The sequence below is a fragment of the Pseudomonas sp. P106(2024) genome, from assembly GCF_057480815.1.
In genome coordinates this window covers 103,844-121,360 of sequence record NZ_JBLIYU010000007.1, presented here as the reverse complement: position 1 = coordinate 121,360, position 17,517 = coordinate 103,844, and the positions used below count along the sequence as shown (strand labels likewise).

The window sequence follows — 17,517 nt, the reverse complement described above, 5'->3', positions numbered from 1 at the left end:
TCGACTGTCGCGAGGTAAGGAGTTCCGATGGCTATCAGCATGACAGAAGCCGCCGCCAACCACATTCGCCGCTCCCTCGATGGGCGCGGCAAGGGTGAGGGCATTCGCCTGGGCGTGCGCACCACCGGCTGCTCGGGCCTGGCCTACGTGCTGGAGTTCGTCGACGAGCTCGCCGCCGAAGACCAGGTGTTCGAGAACCATGGCGTGAAGGTCATCATCGACCCGAAAAGCCTGGTCTATCTCGACGGCACCGAGCTGGACTTCGTCAAGGAAGGGTTGAACGAAGGCTTCAAGTTCAACAACCCCAACGTGCGCGGTGAGTGTGGCTGCGGCGAAAGCTTCAACGTTTGAGGCTGGCCGTGGGTACTCCTTGTCATTTCGCCCTGTTTGACCTGCAGCCTGGTTTTCGTCTGGACCTCGACAAATTGGCCGTTCGCTACCGCGAGCTGGCCCGCGAGGTCCATCCGGACCGTTTCGCCGACGCTTCCGAGCGCGAGCAGCGCGTAGCGCTGGAAAAGTCGGCGGCCCTCAACGACGCCTACCAGACCTTGCGCAGCGCGCCGCGCCGGGCCCGCTACCTGCTGGCCATCGGCGGCCATGAGGTGCCTCAGGAAGTCACGGTGCGCGACCCGGACTTCCTGCTGCAGCAGATGCAGTGGCGCGAAGAACTCGAAGACCTGCAGGACGAAGCCGATCTCGACGGTGTCGCCGTGTTCAAGAAGCGCCTCAAGGTCGCCCAGGACACGCTGAACGAGGATTTCGCCGCCTGCTGGGATATTGCTGCAGAGCGTGAGCAGGCCGAGCGCCTGATGCGCCGCATGCAGTTCCTCGACAAGCTCGCCCAAGAAGTGCGCCAACTCGAAGAGCGCCTCGACGATTAACCCCGGCGTTGCCCGTGATGACGCCTAAGGTACTCAGATAAGCATGGCCCTACTGCAGATCGCCGAACCCGGTCAGAGCCCCCAGCCGCACCAGCGCCGCCTGGCGGTGGGCATCGACCTGGGCACCACCAATTCTCTCGTCGCCGCCGTGCGCAGCGGGCGCAGCGAACCGCTGCCCGATGCCCAGGGCAGTGTCATCCTGCCATCCGCCGTGCGTTATCTCGACAACGCTGTCGAAGTCGGCCTGGCCGCGCGCGAGGCTGCCCCCAGCGACCCGCTCAACAGCATCCTGTCGGTCAAGCGTCTGATGGGGCGTGGCCTGGCGGACGTCAAGCAGCTGGGCGAGCAACTGCCGTACCGTTTTGTCGGCGGTGAATCGCACATGCCGTTCATCGACACCGTCCAGGGTCCGAAAAGCCCGGTGGAAGTGTCGGCCGATATTCTCAAGGTGCTGCGCCAGCGTGCCGAGGAAACCCTCGGTGGCGAGCTGGTCGGCGCGGTGATCACCGTCCCGGCCTATTTCGACGATGCCCAGCGCCAGGCGACCAAGGACGCCGCCAAGCTGGCCGGCCTCAATGTCCTGCGCTTGCTCAACGAACCGACCGCGGCTGCCGTGGCCTATGGCCTGGATCAGGATGCCGAAGGCGTCGTGGCGATTTTCGACCTGGGCGGCGGTACCTTCGATATCTCCATCCTGCGCCTGACCGCTGGTGTCTTCGAAGTGCTGGCTACCGGTGGCGACACTGCCCTGGGTGGCGATGACTTCGACCATGCGATTGCCGGCTGGATCATCGGGCAGGCTGGCTTGTCCGCCGACCTCGATCCGGCCACCCAGCGCCTGCTGCTGCAGACCGCTTGCGCGGCCAAGGAAGCCTTGACCGACAGTGAAGCGGTCAGCGTCCAGCATGGCGCCTGGCAGGGCGAGCTGACCCGTGCTGCCTTCGAAGCCATGATCGAACCGATGATCGCCCGCAGTCTCAAGGCCTGCCGCCGCGCCGTGCGCGACAGCGGCATCGAGCTGGAAGAGGTCGGCGCGGTGGTCATGGTCGGCGGTTCGACCCGTGTGCCGCGCGTGCGCGAGGCGGTCGGCGCGCTGTTCGGTCGTACCCCGCTGACCTCGATCGACCCGGACCAGGTTGTGGCCATCGGTGCCGCCATCCAGGCCGATACCCTCGCCGGCAACCGCCGCGAAGGCGGCGAGCTGCTGCTGCTCGACGTCATCCCGCTGTCCCTGGGGCTTGAGACCATGGGCGGGCTGATGGAGAAGGTGATCCCGCGCAACACCACCATTCCGGTGGCCCGCGCCCAGGAATTCACCACGTACAAAGATGGCCAGTCGGCCATGATGATCCACGTGCTGCAGGGTGAGCGCGAGCTGATCAGCGACTGCCGTTCCCTGGCGCGCTTCGAGCTGCGCGGCATCCCGGCCATGGTCGCGGGCGCGGCGAAGATCCGCGTGACCTTCCAGGTCGACGCCGACGGCCTGCTCAGCGTCGCGGCCCGCGAACTGGGTTCGGGCGTGGAATCGAGCATCCAGGTCAAGCCGTCCTACGGCCTGACCGACGGCGAGATCGCCCGCATGCTCAAGGACTCCTTCGAGCATGCAGGCTCCGACAAGCACGCCCGCCAACTGCGCGAGCACCAGGTCGACGCCGAGCGCCTGCTCGAGGCGGTGCAGGGCGCCCTGGACGCCGATGGCGAGCGCCTGCTCAGCAGTGACGAGCGCGACGCGATCGAATTCCAGATGCAGGAACTACGTGATTTGCTGACCGGCACCGATGGCGCCGCCATCGAGCAACAGACCAAGCGTCTGTCGCAGGTGACCGATGCATTTGCCGCCCGTCGCCTTGATTCGACGGTCAAAGCCGCACTGGCCGGGCGCAACCTGAATGAGATCGAGGAGTAACCGATGCCGCTGGTGACATTCCTGCCGCACGAGAAGTTCTGCCCCGAGGGCTTGACCGTGGAAGTGCCTACCGGGACCAATATCCTGGAGCTGGCCCACGACCATCACATCGAGATGGAAAGCGCCTGCGGCGGCGTCAAGGCCTGCACCACTTGCCACTGCATCATCCGCAAGGGCTTCGACTCGCTTGAAGAAGCCGACGAGCTCGAAGAGGACATGCTGGACAAGGCCTGGGGCCTGGAGGCGCAGTCGCGCCTGGGTTGCCAGGTGGTTGTCGGCGATGAGGACCTCACCATCGAGATCCCCAAGTATTCGCTCAACCACGCCGCCGAAGCGCCGCACTGAGGGCCTGTACATGAGTCTGAAATGGGTTGATGTACTTGAGATCGCCATCCAGCTTGCGGAAAGCAAGCCCGAGGTCGATCCTCATTACGTGAATTTCGTCGATCTGCGCGCCTGGGTCATGGCGCTGCCGGACTTCGATGACGATCCGTCGCGTTGCGGCGAGAAGGTTCTCGAGGCCATCCAGGCGGCCTGGATCGAAGAAGCCGACTGAGCGCACGCTGCAGGTTAGGCAATCCCCTGGAACCCGCGTATAATTCGCGGGTTTAATTTTTCGCAACACTCAATATTCTGGAGTTTTCCATGGCTGTTCAACGTACTTTCTCCATCATCAAGCCTGACGCCGTTGCCAAGAACGTCATCGGCGAGATCACCACTCGCTTCGAAAAAGCCGGCCTGCGCGTCGTCGCCTCGAAAATGAAGCAGCTGTCCAAAGCCGAAGCCGAAGGCTTCTACGCCGAGCACAAAGAGCGTGGCTTCTTTGGTGACCTGGTTGCCTTCATGACTTCCGGCCCCGTCGTTGTACAGGTTCTGGAAGGCGAAAACGCCATTCTGGCCAACCGTGAGCTGATGGGTGCCACCAACCCTAAAGAAGCGGCTGCCGGCACCATCCGCGCCGACTTCGCCGAGTCGATCGACGCCAACGCCGTTCACGGTTCGGACTCCGAAGCCGCCGCTGCTCGCGAAATCGCTTACTTCTTCGCTGCTACCGAGGTAACCACTCGCTAAGCGAAGGCTTACGGGTGAGGGTGAATCCATGACGACATCGACTGACAAGATCAACCTGCTGGGGCTGACCCTGGCGGAAATGGAACAGTTCTTCGACTCAATCGGGGAGAAGCGCTTCCGTGCCGGTCAGGTGATGAAATGGATTCACCATTTTGGCGTCGATGATTTCGCCGCCATGACCAATGTCGGCAAGGTCTTGCGCGAAAAGCTCGAGGCCGTTGCCGAGATTCGGGGCCCGGAAGTGGTCAGTGAAGACATTTCCGCCGACGGCACCCGCAAGTGGGTGGTCCGCGTTGCCTCTGGCAGCTGCGTCGAGACCGTCTACATCCCTACCGACGATCGCGGCACCCTGTGCGTGTCGTCGCAAGCCGGCTGCGCCCTGGACTGCAGCTTCTGCTCCACCGGCAAGCAAGGCTTCAACAGCAACCTCACCGCCGCCGAAGTGATCGGCCAGGTGTGGCTTGCCAACAAATCCTTCGGGACCGTTCCGGCCAAGATCGATCGCGCCATCACCAACGTGGTCATGATGGGCATGGGCGAACCCCTGCTGAATTTCGACAATGTCATCGCCGCCATGAAGATCATGATGGAAGATCTGGGCTATGGCATTTCCAAGCGTCGCGTCACCCTGTCCACCTCGGGCGTGGTGCCGATGATCGACGAACTGGCCAAGCATATCGACGTGTCGCTGGCCCTGTCGCTGCACGCGCCGAACGACGAACTGCGCAACCAGCTGGTGCCGATCAACAAGAAGTACCCGCTGAAGATGCTGCTGGAGTCGTGCATGGGCTACATGTCCACCCTCGGCGGCAAGCGCGTGCTCACCATCGAGTACACCCTGCTCAAGGACGTCAACGACCAGCCCGAGCACGCCGCGCAGATGATCGAGCTGCTGCGTGATGTGCCGTGCAAGATCAACCTGATCCCGTTCAACCCGTTCCCGCACTCGGGCTACGAGCGACCGAGCAACAATGCCATCCGTCGCTTCCAGGACCTGCTGCACCACGGCGGCTTCAACGTGACCACGCGCACCACCCGCGGTGACGACATCGATGCCGCCTGCGGTCAGCTGGTGGGTCAGGTCAACGACCGTACCCGCCGCAGCGAGCGCTACATCGCCGTACGCCAGCTGGCTGCCGACGAGCCGCAAGACAGCGCCGCGCGCCCCTGACGAGCACCTGCCCCATGAGCCTGCGCGCCGCGCTGTCGATCCTGACGCTTTCGCTGCTGGCCGGCTGCGTGTCCGGCGGCGCGGGTGACCCTCTGGCCAGCCGCCAGGGGCGTGAGGCGGCGGGGCAAGCCTACGTGCAGTTGGGGCTGGGGTATTTGCAACAAGGTTTAACTGAGCGCGCCAAGGCGCCGCTGGGCAAGGCCTTGGCCCTGGACGCTCGTGACGGCGAGGCCCATGCGGCACTGGCCCTGGTGTTCCAGGCCGAGGATGAGCCGGTACTTGCCGGCGAGCACTTTGCCAAGGCCTTGGCCATCCGCCCGGATGACACACGAATCCGCAACAACTACGGCAGTTTCCTATATGCTCAGGGCCGTTTCGACGAGGCCCGGGCGATGTTCCTCCAGGCTGTCGCCGATACCCTGTATCCTGAGCGTTCCCGCGTGTACGAGAACCTGGGGCTCACCGCCTTGAAGCTGGGGCAGGGTGAGCAGGCGCGTGTCTACCTGGAAAAAGCCCTTCGGCTCAATCGGCGGCAACCGAGGGCATTGCTCGAAATGGCTGAGTTGTCCTACGAAAACAGGCATTATGTGCCGGCCCGGGATTACTACGATCGATTCAGCCAGCTGAGCGACCAGGATGCCCGCAGCCTGCTGCTGGGCCATCGCCTGGCAATCGCCCTCGACGAACAGGGCACCGCGACCCGTTTGGGCCAGCAATTACAACGACTTTATCCCGGTACGCCGGAATATCAGCAATACCTGTCGGAGCAACGATGAAAGCCGCGCACACTGAAGTAGCAGCAGCGACTCGCCAGAACCCCGGTGATGTCTTGCGCCAGGCCCGCGAAAAGCGCGAATGGAGCCAGGCCGAGGTCGCTCGCAAGCTCAACCTCACGGTATCTTCGCTGAACAACCTGGAAAACGGCGCCTTCGACAAGCTGCCCGGGCACACCTTCGCCCGTGGCTATATCCGCGCCTACGCCAAGCTGATGGACATGGACCAGGCGCCCCTGGTCGAGGCCTTCGACCAGATCACCGGCACCCACGCCCAGGGCAGCGAAGTGCACGCCCTCGGTCGCATCGAAGAGCCGGTGCGGCTGTCGCACAATATCCTGCGGGTGGTCAGCCTGTTGCTGCTGGTCGCGGTGGTCGGCGGTGGCTTCTTCTGGTGGCAGGACCAGAGCAGCCTGCGCGGCAAGGACTTGGCCAAGATCGCCCTGGAGCATGTCGAAGTCGAGAGCGCCGACGGCACCACGCAGATTCATCCGCTGGACGAGCCGGAAGACCAGGCCGTGAGCGAGGGCCAGCAGCCCGAGGGCCAGGCTCTGCCACTGGAACCTAACGCTACCGAGCAGGCGCCGGTCGCCGAGGCCCAGGCGCCAGTTGCGGCCGTGACACCCGCCGCGCCAGCCACCAGCGCCGCGCCGACCGCCGTCGCTCCCGTGGCACCGGTTGCCGCGCCTGTTGCGGCAGCGCCAGCCGCTCCTGTCGCGCCGACCGCAGCAGCTGCGCCCGTTGATGCCGCACCGGCCCCGGCCGGCAGTGCCAAGGTCCATATCCAATTCACCGCCGATTGCTGGACCCAGGTCACCGACGGCAACGGCAAGGTGCTGTTCAGCGCCATCAAGCGCAAGGGCGACAGCCTGGAACTGACCGGCAAGCCACCGTTCGCGGTGCGCCTGGGCTTCGCCCGCGGCGCCCAGGTGAGCTACAACGGCCAGGCGGTCGATGTCGCCCCGTTCACCAGTGGCGAAACCGCTCGCCTGAAGTTGGGACAGTAAGTCATGCACGGCGAATCTCCGATCAAACGTCGCGAATCCCGCAAAATCTGGGTCGGCAATGTGCCGGTGGGTGGTGATGCGCCCATCGCGGTGCAGAGCATGACCAACACCGACACCAACGATGTCGCCGCCACCGTGGCGCAGATCCAGCGCCTGGTCGATGCCGGCGTGGACATCGTGCGTGTCTCGGTGCCAGACATGGACGCCGCCGAGGCGTTCGGCCGCATCAAGAAACTGGTCAGTGTGCCGCTGGTCGCCGACATCCACTTCGACTACAAGATCGCCCTGCGCGTGGCTGAGCTTGGCGTCGACTGCCTGCGCATCAACCCGGGCAACATCGGCCGTGAGGACCGTGTGCGCGCCGTGGTCGACGCGGCCCGCGACCGCGGCATCCCGATCCGTATCGGCGTCAACGCCGGTTCCCTGGAAAAGGACCTGCAGAAGAAGTACGGCGAGCCCACCCCGGCGGCGTTGGTCGAGTCGGCGCTGCGCCATGTCGAGCACCTCGACCGCCTGGATTTCCAGGACTTCAAGGTCAGCGTCAAGGCCTCCGACGTGTTCATGGCCGTCGAGGCCTACCGCCTGCTGGCCAAGCAGATCATCCAGCCGCTGCACCTGGGGATCACCGAAGCCGGCGGCCTGCGCTCGGGGACGGTGAAATCCGCCGTCGGCCTAGGTATGCTGCTGGCCGAAGGCATCGGTGACACCATCCGCATCTCCCTGGCCGCCGATCCGGTCGAGGAAGTGAAGGTCGGCTACGACATCCTCAAGTCGCTGCACCTGCGTTCCCGTGGCATCAACTTCATCGCCTGCCCGAGCTGCTCGCGGCAGAACTTCGATGTGGTCAAGACCATGAACGAACTGGAAGGGCGCCTGGAGGACCTGCTGGTACCGCTGGACGTGGCGGTGATCGGTTGCGTGGTCAACGGTCCGGGCGAGGCCAAGGAATCGCACGTGGGCCTGACCGGCGGCACGCCGAACCTGGTCTACATCGATGGCAAGCCATCGCAGAAGCTGAACAACGACAACCTGGTCGACGAGCTGGAAAAGCTCATCCGCCAGAAAGCGGCCGAGAAGGCCGAGGCCGACGCGGCGCTGATCGCCCGCGGCTGAGACACAGATTCGTAAGGACTACTCGTGAGCAAATCGCTGCAAGCCATCCGTGGCATGAACGACATCCTGCCCGACCAGTCGCCGCTGTGGCGCTATTTCGAGGGCACCGTGGCCGGCTTGCTGGACAGCTACGGCTACAGCCAGATCCGCACGCCGATCGTCGAGTTCACCGAGCTGTTCAAGCGCTCGATCGGTGAAGTCACCGATATCGTCGAGAAGGAAATGTACACCTTCGAGGACCGCAACGGCGACTCGCTCACCCTGCGCCCCGAAGGCACCGCAGCCTGCGTGCGTGCCGTGCTCGAGCACGGCATCACCGGCAACGGCCAGGTGCAGAAACTCTGGTACATCGGCCAGATGTTCCGTCACGAGCGTCCGCAGAAGGGCCGCTACCGCCAGTTCCACCAGATCGGTGTTGAGGTGTTCAACCTCGATGGCCCGGACGTCGACGCCGAACTGATCATGCTGACCTGGCGCCTGTGGGGCCTGCTGGGCATCCAGGACGCGGTCGAGCTGCAGCTCAACAGCCTGGGCACCAGCGAAGCCCGCGCCCGCTATCGCGACGCGCTGGTCGAGTTCCTCTCGGCCCGCCTCGAGCAACTGGACGAGGACAGCCAGCGCCGCCTGAAAAGCAACCCGCTGCGCATCCTCGACAGCAAGGATGCGAACACCCAGGCGGTGCTGGTCGGCGCGCCGAAGTTGGAAGACTACCTGGACGAAGAGTCCCGCGTGCACTTCGAGGGCCTGAAGGCCCGCCTCGACGCCGCCGGCATTCCGTTCGTGATCAATACCAAGCTGGTGCGTGGCCTGGACTACTACAGCAAGACCGTGTTCGAGTGGGTCACCGACAAGCTCGGCGCCCAGGGTACCGTCTGCGCCGGTGGTCGTTATGACGGCCTGGTCGAGCAGATGGGCGGCAAGCCGACCCCGGGCGTCGGTTTCGCCATGGGCATCGAGCGCCTGATCCTGCTGCTGGAGACCCTGGGCAAGGTGCCCGAGTCGATCAGCCGCACCATCGACGTCTACCTGTGCGCCTTCGGCGAGCCGGCTGAGTTGGCCGGCCTGCGCCTGAGCGAAAGCCTGCGCGATCGCCTGCCGGGCCTGCGCCTGGCGGTCAATGCCGGTGGCGGCAGCTTCAAGAGCCAGTTCAAGAAGGCCGACAAGAGCGGCGCGTTGTTCGCGCTGATTCTGGGTGACGACGAGCTCGAGAAGCAGCAGATCGGTCTGAAGCCCCTGCGTGGCCAGGGCGAACAACAGAACATTGCCTGGGATGCGCTTGCCGCGCACCTGGAAACCGCGATCGCCCAGGCGTGACGCGGTCTGACAACGAATAGGCGAATAGGAGTATTGGGGTGTCGAGTACCGATGATGAGAGCCTGGCTGCAGCCAAGGACTGGTGGAACCGCAACGGCAAGCCGCTGCTGACCGGCGCCCTGCTGGCTGGCGTGGTGGTGTTGGGCTGGCAGACCTGGCACAAGTATCAGGCCAACCAGTCCCAGGGCGCCTCGGCGCTGTACCAGGCGCTGCTGGAAACCTCGTTGACGCCTGACGGCAAGCCCGACGCGAGCAAGGTCGCCGAGCTGTCCGGCAAGCTCAAGAGCGAGTTCGGCGGCACCGCCTACGCCCAGTACGGCAGCCTGTTCGTGGCCAAGGTCGCGGTCGAAAGCGGCAAGCTGGACGATGCGGCCAGCGAGCTCAAGGGCGTGCTGGACAAGCCGGCCGACGCCACCCTCGGCGAGATCTCGCGCCAGCGTCTGGCCCGCGTGCTCGCGGCCCAGGACAAGGCCGAGGACGCGCTCAAGCTGCTCGAGGGCGATACCGACAAGGCCTTCCTGGCCAGCCGCGAAGAACTCAAGGGCGACCTGCTGGTACAGCTGGGCCGCGCCGACGACGCGCACAGCGCCTACGAAAAAGCCAAGGCCGCGCTGTCCGACGACGCCGCGATCGGTGGCCTGCAACTGAAGCTGGATGACCTGGCCAAAGGGGACGCCTGAAGTGAAGGGTTGGAAACAAGCAGCAGTGCTCACCCTCGCCGTGCTGGCGGCGGGTTGCAGCAGCAACAGCAAGAAGGAACTGCCCCCGGCCGAGCTGACCAAGTTCACCGAGGAAGTGGTGCTGAAGAAGCAGTGGAGCCGTTCGATCGGTGACGGCCAGGGCGAGACCTACAACACCCTGGTGCCGGCCATCGAGAACGACCGCATCTACGCCTCCGACGTCAACGGCGAGGTCTTCGCGCTGAACCGCATCACCGGCGACGTGGTGTGGAAGAAGGACCTCGAGCTGCCGGTATCCGGCGCGGTGGGCGTGGGCTACGGCCTGGTCATGCTGGGGACCCTCAAGGGCGAGGTCATCGCCCTGGATTCCAGCACCGGCGAGGAGCGCTGGCGCTCGCGCGTCAGCAGCGAAGTGCTGGCGCCGCCCGCCAACAACGGTGACGTGGTGGTGGTACAGACCCAGGACGACCGTCTGGTCGGCTTCGACGCCGCCACCGGCGACCGTCGCTGGATCTACGAGAACAGCCCTGCCGTGCTGACCCTGCGCGGCACCGGCGCGCCGGTGGTGACCAACCGCCTGGCCGTGGCCGGCCTGTCCACCGGCAAGGTGGTGGCGGTCGATATCAGCAACGGCGTGCCGGTGTGGGAGAGCCGCGTGGCGATTCCGCAGGGCCGTTCCGAGCTGGACCGTGTGGTGGACATCGACGGCGGCCTGCTGCTGTCCGGTGGCACCCTCTACGTCAGCACCTACCAGGGCCGCGTCGCCGGCCTGGACCTGGAAAGCGGCCGCGTGCTGTGGCAGCGCGATGCTTCCAGCTATGTGGGTGTCGCTCAAGGCTTCGGCAACGTCTACGTGAGCGAAGCGTCGGGTACCGTGCAGAGCGTCGACGAGCGTTCTTCCAGCTCGCTGTGGAGCAACGATTCGATGGCCCGCCGTCAGCTGTCGGCGCCGGAAGTGTTCTCCAGCTACGTGGCGGTGGGCGACTTCGAGGGTTACCTGCACCTGCTCAGCCAGGTCGATGGCCGCTTCGTCGGCCGTGAGCGTATCGACAGCGATGGCCTGCGCGCCCGACCCCTGGTGGTCGGCGACACCATCTACGTCTTCGGCAACAGCGGCAAGCTCGAGGCACTGACCATCCGCTGAAGCTATGCTTGAGCTCGCTCGCGGGCTCAGGCCGCGGCGCATGAAGCGCCGCCCGAACTCCGGCCGCTGCCTTGCAGCGGCCTTTGCATTTTCAAGAATTCAAGAGTGGAGAGCCGCATGGTTCCCGTAATCGCCCTGGTGGGCCGGCCGAACGTCGGTAAATCCACCATGTTCAACCGCCTGACCAAGACCCGCGACGCCATCGTCGGCGACCTGTCGGGCCTGACCCGTGACCGCCAGTACGGCGATGCCAGCTGGCAAGGTCGTTCCTACATCCTGATCGACACCGGTGGTATCACCGGTGACGAAGTCGGCATGGACGAGAAGATGGCCGAGCAGTCGCTGATGGCCATCGAGGAAGCCGACTACGTGCTGTTCCTGGTCGATGCCCGCGCCGGCATGACCGCCGCCGACCAGATGATCGCCGATCACCTGCGCAAGCGGAACAAGGAAGCGATCCTGGTCGCCAACAAGATCGACAACATCGATCCCGATATCGCCCGCGCCGAGTTCTCGCCGCTGGGCATGGGCAACGCCATCCCGGTGGCGGGCTCCCAGGGCCGCGGCATCAACGCCCTGATGGAATCGCTGCTCGGCCATATTCCCCGTGACCCCGAGGAAGAAGCCCTCGAAGAGGATGTCGCCGAAGGCGAGGAAGCCACGCGCATTCCCGGCCCGAGCGAGAAAGACGGCATCAAGATCGCCATCATCGGCCGCCCCAACGTCGGCAAGTCGACCCTGGTCAACCGCATGCTCGGCGAGGAGCGCGTGGTGGTGTACGACCAGCCGGGCACCACCCGCGACAGTATCTACATCCCGTTCGAGCGTGATGGCGAGAAGTACACCTTCATCGACACCGCTGGCGTGCGCAAGCGCGGCAAGATCCACGAGGAAGTCGAGAAGTTCTCGGTGGTGAAGACCCTGCAGGCGATCAAGGACGCCAACGTGGTGATCTTCGTCATGGACGCCCGCGAAGGCGTGGTCGACCACGACCTCAACCTGCTGGGCTTCGCCCTGGACGCCGGCCGCGCCGTGGTCATCGCCCTGAACAAGTGGGACGGCATGGAGCCGGGCGAGCGCGACTACGTGAAGACCGAGCTGGAACGCCGGCTGTTCTTCGTCGACTTCGCCGACATCCACTTCATCTCGGCGCTGCACGGCACCGGCGTGGGCCACCTGTACAAGTCGGTGCAGGCCGCGTTCAAGTCGGCGGTCACCCGCTGGCCGACCAGCCGCCTGACGCAGATCCTCGAAGACGCCATCAGCGTGCACCAGCCGCCGTTGGTCAACGGTCGCCGCATCAAGCTGCGCTATGCCCACCTTGGTGGCGCCAACCCGCCGCTGATCGTGATCCACGGCAACCAGACCGACAAGATCCCCAACTCGTACTCGCGCTACCTGGAGAACACCTACCGCCGGGTGCTCAAGCTGGTCGGCACGCCGATCCGCATCGAGTACAAGGGCGGTGACAACCCGTTCGAGGGCAAGAAGAACACCCTCACCGATCGCCAGGTCAACAAAAAGCGCCGCTTGATGTCGCACCACAAGAAGGCCGAGAAGAAGCGCCGCGACAAGCGTTAGTAACAACGCTTGCAGAACCCTCGTTGGGAGGGGCCCCGCGATGAGAGTGTTCAGGTCAGTTGACTGCCTGATCTGATCTCATCGCGGGGCAAGTCGCATCGGCGCACCGCCGCTCCCACGCTTCATTCTGCTGTTGGGTTGCAACGATTGACCCACCGCAATCCCCCTATTGTTTCAACCTTTTTCCTGACTGCTTGATCCGCTATGCTCGGACCCAACCCCGTGCCGGACAAACCCCAGGAAAGAGGGCTCCATGATCCGCAGCAAACTGCCGAACGTCGGCACGACCATCTTTACCACCATGTCGCAACTGGCCATGCAGACCGGTGCGCTCAACCTGTCCCAGGGCTTCCCTGACTTCAATGGACCCCAGGCCCTGCTCGATGCCGTTGGCCGGCATGTGGCCGCCGGGCACAACCAGTATTCGCCGATGACCGGCCTGCCAGCCCTGCGCCAGCAGGTTGCAGCCAAGATCGCCCGGCTGTATGGCGTGGCAGTGGATGCCGATCACGAGGTGACCATTACCCCGGGCGCCACCGAGGCGATCTTCTGCGCCATCCAGGCGGTGATCCACCCCGGTGACGAGGTGATCGTCTTCGACCCCAGCTACGACAGCTATGAGCCATCGGTGGAGCTGGCCGGTGGCCGCTGCGTGCATGTGCCGCTGCGCGACGGCAGCTTCAGCATCGACTGGCAGAGGTTCAGCGACGCCCTGAGTCCGCGCACGCGCATGGTCATCCTCAATTCGCCGCACAACCCCAGCGGCGCCTTGATCAGACGCGAAGACCTGGACCAGTTGGCCGCGTTGATCGGCAACCGCGATATCTATCTGATCAGCGACGAAGTCTATGAGCACCTGATCTACGATGGCGTGCGCCACGCCAGCGTGCTGGCCCACGCGCAGCTGTACAGCAGAGCCTTCGTCATCAGCTCGTTTGGCAAGACCTATCACGTCACCGGCTGGAAAACCGGTTACGTGGTTGCGCCACCGGCGCTCAGCGCCGAATTGCGCAAGGTGCACCAGTACGTCAACTTCTGTGGCGTGACTCCCTTGCAGTGCGCCCTGGCCGACTTCATGGCCGAGCACCCCGAGCACATCGACGAGCTACCGGCCTTCTACCAGGCCAAGCGCGACCTGTTCTGCGATTTGCTGCAGGCCTCGCGCTTCACTTTCACCCGCACCCCGGGCACTTACTTCCAGCTGGTGGACTATTCGCAGATCCGCCCCGACCTGAACGATGTCGACATGGCCCTGTGGCTGACCCGTGAGCATGGCGTGGCCAGCATCCCGGTGTCGGTGTTCTACCAGCAACCCATCCCCGAGCAACGCCTGGTGCGCCTGTGCTTTGCCAAACGCGAGGAGACGCTGCGCCAGGCAGCGGAGAAACTATGCGCGATCTGAGCCAACTGCCGAACCTGAAAATCGCCCTGGTGCAGACCACCCTGGCCTGGCACGACCGCGAGGCCAACTACGCGCACTTCGAGGAGCTGATCGGCCAGGCCGGCGAGGTGGACCTGGTGGTCCTGCCGGAAATGTTCACCACCGGTTTTTCGATGGAGTCCGAAAGCCTGGCGGAGCCGGAAAACGGCCCGACCTACAAGTGGCTCAAGGCCCAGGCGAAGAAAGCCAACGCGGTGATCACCGGCAGCGTGATCATCCAGGCCGCTGACGGCAGCCACCGCAACCGCCTGCTGTGGGCACGGCCCGACGGCGAGATCCTGCACTACGACAAGCGTCACCTGTTCCGCATGGCCGGCGAGCACAAGCACTACACTCCTGGCGAGCGCCAGGTGCAGTTCGAGCTCAAAGGTTGGCGGATCCGCCCGTTGATCTGCTACGACCTGCGCTTCCCGGTGTGGAGCCGTGACGCCCAGGACACCGACCTGCTGCTGTACACCGCCAACTGGCCGGCGGCGCGGCGCCTGCACTGGAACCGCCTGCTGCCGGCGCGCGGCATCGAGAACCTGTGCTTCGTCGCGGCGGTGAACCGGGTCGGCACCGATGGCAAGGGCTTCGCCTACTCCGGCGACAGCCAGGTGCTGGACTTCCAGGGCGAGAACCTGCTCAGCGCGGGCGAGGCCGACGGGGTGTTCACCGTGGTGTTGCGGGCGGCGGAGCTGGCGGCGTATCGGGCGCGGTTCCCGGCGAACCTGGATGCCGATACCTTCGATCTGCATTAAGGGCCAATCGCGGGGCCAGCCCGCTCCCACGGTATCGTGGGAGCGGGCTGGCCCCGCGATGCTTTCAGGCTTCAGTACACATCTCGCCGGTATCGCCCGTCCTCGATCAACTGCTGTACGACAGCCTCGCCCAGCATCCCCTGCAACGCCGCATCCACCCCGGCCGCCATGCCTTGCAGGCTGCCGCAGACATACACGCAAGCGCCATCCTCGATCCAGCGCTTGAACTCGGCGGCCTGCTGCAACAGCACGTCCTGCACATAGATCTTCTGCGCCTGGTCCCGCGAAAACGCCAGGTCCAGCCGTTGCAGGTCGCCGCTTTCCACCCAGCCCTGCAGCTCCTCGCCGCACAGCAGATCGTGCGCCCGGTTGCGTTCGCCGAACAGCAGCCAGTTGCGTTGCTCGCCTCCAGCAATGCGGGCCTTTAGCAGGCTGCGCAGACCGGCCAGGCCGGTACCATTGCCGATCAGCACCAAGGGCGCCGATTCGACGGGCAGGTGGAAACCGCTGTTGCGACGCAGGCGCGCGCTGACGCTGCCTTCCAGCGGCAGGTATTCGGTCAGCCAGCCGGAGCCCAGGCCCAGGTTGCCATCGGCGTGGCGCTCCTGGCGCACGATCAGCTCCAGCACGCCATCGCTGGCGATGGAGGCAATCGAGTATTCACGGGCGGTGAGCGGTATCAGTGCGTCGACCAGTGCCTGGGCATGCAGGCCGATCAGGTGTTCGCGGCTGACCGGCAACTGGCGGCTGGCCAGGGCCTGCGCCAGGGTTTCCTGCAGGCCGTCGAGCTGCACCGGGCTGCCTGGGTCAAGGCCCAGGCCGGCAAGGAAGGCATCGACACGGGGCTGGCCGTTGCGTGGCAGGATTTCGATCAGGTCACCGGCCTCCCAGGTTGCGGGCGCTTCTGCCTGCAGGCCCAACAGGTACACCGGCGCCCCCTGGCTGCCGGGGTTGAGCTGATCGCGGCGCGACAGGCGCCAGTTGCCGAAGCTTGGCGGCTGCCAGGCGGCGACCGGGCGGGCGCCGGTCAGGTGCGTCAGCGCCTGTTGCCACAACCGCAGGGCGGCGGGGTCGGCGTTGTCCACCTCAACCGGGCTGAAGGCGCAGGTGGCGCCACGTTCGCCGAGCCAGGCCTGGAGTCGGCGGGCGAAGCCGCAGAAGTGCGGGTACTGGCGGTCGCCCAGGGCCAGCAGGGCGTAGTCCAGGTGATCCAGCGGCCAGGCTTGGCCGAGGACCTTGCGCTCGAAGCCACGGGCGCTGTCCGGAGCTTCCCCGTCGCCGAAGGTGCTGACCACGAACAGTGCTCGGTTGGCCTGGCGCAATTCGGTTTCGCCCAATTCGGCCAGCGGGCGTACCTGCACCGACAAGCCGGCGGATTGAAGTTGGCCGGCGCTCTGCCAGGCCAGCTGTTCGGCGAAGCCGCTCTGGCTGGCGAAGCCGATCAACCAGCTATCTCCGTCATTGGCCTGAGGGGCCACCGCGCCACGTGCGGCGCGAACCTGACGCTTCTTGCGTCGACGGTCGAGGTACAGCAGCCAGCCGGTGACGAAGAACAGCGGCATGGTCAGGCTGGCGAGGGTGACGATGATTCGCCCCGGCAGGCCGAAGTAGCTGCCCACGTGCAGAGCGTAGACGCTCTGCAGCAACTGGGCCTTGAACGACTTGTCGGTGTAACGCTCGTGACGTTTGACCTGGCCGGTGGCCGGGTCGAGGGTGAGGGTGTTCAGGGCGCGCTCGTGGTCGGCGCCTTGCAGCAGGTAGAACAGGGTCGCCGGTTGCCCGCCGGCCGGCGGCAGGCGCAGGTTGTAGGTGGACAGGCCGGGGCCTGCGGCGGCCTTGAGATTGGTCCAGATGGCATCGTAATCGACAACAAGAGGCGGGGCGTTCTTGTCCACCCTGGTCGGGCCATGGCGACCGCCGCGACCTTCGCCACGCTTCTGCTCGCCGGCCGCGGGTTGGTCGGCCAGCAGGCGATTGAGGCCTTCGCGGTACCATTGGTAGGACCAGAACAGCCCGGTCAGGGCGAACAGCAGGTAGAACAGCAGGCACCAGGTGCCGAATACCGCGTGCAGGTCCCAGTTGAAGGCGCGGCCTTTCTTCGCCCAGTCCAGCGTCAGCCAGGCCCGCCAGTCCAGTGCCTTGCGCGGCCAGCGCAGGTACAGCCCCGAGAGGCAGAAGAAAATCAGCATCAAGGTGCAGGCGCCGGTGATCTGCCGGCCTGTGTCGCCCATGGCCAGGAACCGGTGCAGGTTGAGCATGAGGTTGAAGAAGCCCAGGCCAGCCACGTCACCCTTGAGCTCGCCGGTGTACGGGTCGGCGTAGCGCAGCGCGCCACGGCGCTCGCCGGGGGCGGGGGTAAAGAAGATTCGCGCGGCGTTGCCCTCGCGGGTATCGACCCAGAGCATGGAGACCTTGTCGCCTTGCGCGGCCTCGACCCGGCGCACCAGTTCGGCCGGCGCCAGCACGCCTTCCTGGCGGATCTCGACCTTCAGTACCTCGGCGTTGAATGCCCGCAGCAGTTCTTCCTGGAAGGACCAGATCGCGCCGGTCATGCCCATCAGCGCCAGCACCAGGCCGGCGGTGATGCCAAGGAACCAGTGCAATTGGAACAGCGTCTTCTTCACCACATCGATTACCTTGTATTGCCGCCAGGGACTGCGCGGCGTGCATTATGCCTTGATACGCAAAAGCCCCG

Annotated in this window: 17 protein-coding genes; 16 read left to right on the top strand and 1 reads right to left on the bottom strand. The window is 65.2% G+C overall.

The features are described from left to right. Positions 1–27 precede the first annotated feature (27 nt). From iscA to AC25M7_RS13775, 16 genes are all read left to right on the top strand, one after another. Entirely contained in the window at positions 28–351 is a 324-nt protein-coding gene (gene iscA / locus AC25M7_RS13850; RefSeq protein WP_023630636.1) for an iron-sulfur cluster assembly protein IscA, read from the top strand. 8 nt (positions 352–359) lie between these two features. After that, complete coding sequence (gene hscB, locus AC25M7_RS13845; protein WP_486971148.1) at positions 360–881, top strand: co-chaperone HscB; 522 nt, start codon at positions 360–362, stop codon at positions 879–881. Between the two features lie 43 nt (positions 882–924). Beyond that, positions 925–2,787, top strand: coding sequence for a Fe-S protein assembly chaperone HscA (gene hscA, locus AC25M7_RS13840; protein WP_062364553.1), 1,863 nt, complete (start codon positions 925–927; stop codon positions 2,785–2,787). Positions 2,788–2,790: 3 nt separating this feature from the next. Next, the gene (gene fdx, locus AC25M7_RS13835; protein WP_028689592.1) at positions 2,791–3,132 is read left to right on the top strand and encodes an ISC system 2Fe-2S type ferredoxin; all 342 of its coding nucleotides are present in this window, start codon (positions 2,791–2,793) and stop codon (positions 3,130–3,132) included. A 10-nt stretch (positions 3,133–3,142) separates the two neighbouring features. Further along, a complete protein-coding gene (gene iscX, locus AC25M7_RS13830) occupies positions 3,143–3,343 on the top strand; it encodes a Fe-S cluster assembly protein IscX (protein ID WP_028689593.1) in 201 nt (66 codons plus the stop codon). Between the two features lie 89 nt (positions 3,344–3,432). Further along, complete coding sequence (gene ndk, locus AC25M7_RS13825) at positions 3,433–3,858, top strand: nucleoside-diphosphate kinase (protein ID WP_023630072.1); 426 nt, start codon at positions 3,433–3,435, stop codon at positions 3,856–3,858. Positions 3,859–3,886: 28 nt separating this feature from the next. Then, positions 3,887–5,029: a dual-specificity RNA methyltransferase RlmN gene (rlmN, locus tag AC25M7_RS13820; RefSeq protein WP_062364551.1), complete on the top strand. Its 1,143-nt coding sequence runs from the start codon at positions 3,887–3,889 to the stop codon at positions 5,027–5,029. Positions 5,030–5,043: 14 nt separating this feature from the next. Continuing rightward, entirely contained in the window at positions 5,044–5,805 is a 762-nt protein-coding gene (gene pilW, locus AC25M7_RS13815) for a type IV pilus biogenesis/stability protein PilW (protein WP_028689595.1), read from the top strand. Beyond that, complete coding sequence (locus AC25M7_RS13810; RefSeq protein WP_028689596.1) at positions 5,802–6,809, top strand: RodZ domain-containing protein; 1,008 nt, start codon at positions 5,802–5,804, stop codon at positions 6,807–6,809. Before pilW ends, AC25M7_RS13810 begins: the two co-directional genes overlap by 4 nt. 3 nt (positions 6,810–6,812) lie before the next feature. Then, positions 6,813–7,922 carry a flavodoxin-dependent (E)-4-hydroxy-3-methylbut-2-enyl-diphosphate synthase gene (gene ispG, locus AC25M7_RS13805; protein WP_028689597.1) on the top strand — a complete coding sequence of 370 codons (1,110 nt, stop codon included), beginning with the start codon at positions 6,813–6,815 and terminating at the stop codon, positions 7,920–7,922. A 24-nt stretch (positions 7,923–7,946) separates the two neighbouring features. Next, positions 7,947–9,236: a histidine--tRNA ligase gene (hisS, locus tag AC25M7_RS13800; RefSeq protein ID WP_028689598.1), complete on the top strand. Its 1,290-nt coding sequence runs from the start codon at positions 7,947–7,949 to the stop codon at positions 9,234–9,236. 38 nt (positions 9,237–9,274) lie between these two features. Then, positions 9,275–9,916, top strand: a complete 642-nt coding sequence (locus AC25M7_RS13795; protein ID WP_069015832.1) for a tetratricopeptide repeat protein — start codon at positions 9,275–9,277, stop codon at positions 9,914–9,916. Continuing rightward, entirely contained in the window at positions 9,891–11,060 is a 1,170-nt protein-coding gene (gene bamB / locus AC25M7_RS13790) for an outer membrane protein assembly factor BamB (RefSeq protein ID WP_088852385.1), read from the top strand. The genes AC25M7_RS13795 and bamB overlap by 26 nt, the downstream gene beginning before the upstream one ends. A 117-nt stretch (positions 11,061–11,177) precedes the next feature. Beyond that, a complete protein-coding gene (gene der / locus AC25M7_RS13785; RefSeq protein ID WP_028689601.1) occupies positions 11,178–12,641 on the top strand; it encodes a ribosome biogenesis GTPase Der in 1,464 nt (487 codons plus the stop codon). A 253-nt stretch (positions 12,642–12,894) separates the two neighbouring features. Beyond that, on the top strand, positions 12,895–14,043 hold the full coding sequence (locus tag AC25M7_RS13780; protein ID WP_486971147.1) for a pyridoxal phosphate-dependent aminotransferase: 1,149 nt from the start codon (positions 12,895–12,897) through the stop codon (positions 14,041–14,043). Beyond that, positions 14,031–14,822, top strand: coding sequence for an amidohydrolase (locus tag AC25M7_RS13775; RefSeq protein WP_182322494.1), 792 nt, complete (start codon positions 14,031–14,033; stop codon positions 14,820–14,822). Before AC25M7_RS13780 ends, AC25M7_RS13775 begins: the two co-directional genes overlap by 13 nt. Before the next feature lie 71 nt (positions 14,823–14,893). Here AC25M7_RS13775 and AC25M7_RS13770 read toward each other — a convergent pair whose 3' ends face one another. Next, complete coding sequence (locus AC25M7_RS13770) at positions 14,894–17,449, bottom strand: PepSY domain-containing protein (protein WP_486971146.1); 2,556 nt, start codon at positions 17,447–17,449, stop codon at positions 14,894–14,896. Positions 17,450–17,517: the final 68 nt, after the last annotated feature.

What these genes read in the sequence shown, in the direction of transcription:
- ispG (WP_028689597.1), top strand. Translation starts at nt 6,813, where the DNA reads ATGCACGGCGAATCTCCGATCAAACGTCGCGAATCCCGCAAAATCTGG.
- ndk (WP_023630072.1), top strand. Translation starts at nt 3,433, where the DNA reads ATGGCTGTTCAACGTACTTTCTCCATCATCAAGCCTGACGCCGTTGCC.
- iscX (WP_028689593.1), top strand. Translation starts at nt 3,143, where the DNA reads ATGAGTCTGAAATGGGTTGATGTACTTGAGATCGCCATCCAGCTTGCG.
- hscA (WP_062364553.1), top strand. Translation starts at nt 925, where the DNA reads ATGGCCCTACTGCAGATCGCCGAACCCGGTCAGAGCCCCCAGCCGCAC.
- rlmN (WP_062364551.1), top strand. Translation starts at nt 3,887, where the DNA reads ATGACGACATCGACTGACAAGATCAACCTGCTGGGGCTGACCCTGGCG.
- iscA (WP_023630636.1), top strand. Translation starts at nt 28, where the DNA reads ATGGCTATCAGCATGACAGAAGCCGCCGCCAACCACATTCGCCGCTCC.
- pilW (WP_028689595.1), top strand. Translation starts at nt 5,044, where the DNA reads ATGAGCCTGCGCGCCGCGCTGTCGATCCTGACGCTTTCGCTGCTGGCC.
- AC25M7_RS13780 (WP_486971147.1), top strand. Translation starts at nt 12,895, where the DNA reads ATGATCCGCAGCAAACTGCCGAACGTCGGCACGACCATCTTTACCACC.
- der (WP_028689601.1), top strand. Translation starts at nt 11,178, where the DNA reads ATGGTTCCCGTAATCGCCCTGGTGGGCCGGCCGAACGTCGGTAAATCC.
- bamB (WP_088852385.1), top strand. Translation starts at nt 9,891, where the DNA reads ATGACCTGGCCAAAGGGGACGCCTGAAGTGAAGGGTTGGAAACAAGCA.
- AC25M7_RS13810 (WP_028689596.1), top strand. Translation starts at nt 5,802, where the DNA reads ATGAAAGCCGCGCACACTGAAGTAGCAGCAGCGACTCGCCAGAACCCC.
- fdx (WP_028689592.1), top strand. Translation starts at nt 2,791, where the DNA reads ATGCCGCTGGTGACATTCCTGCCGCACGAGAAGTTCTGCCCCGAGGGC.
- AC25M7_RS13775 (WP_182322494.1), top strand. Translation starts at nt 14,031, where the DNA reads ATGCGCGATCTGAGCCAACTGCCGAACCTGAAAATCGCCCTGGTGCAG.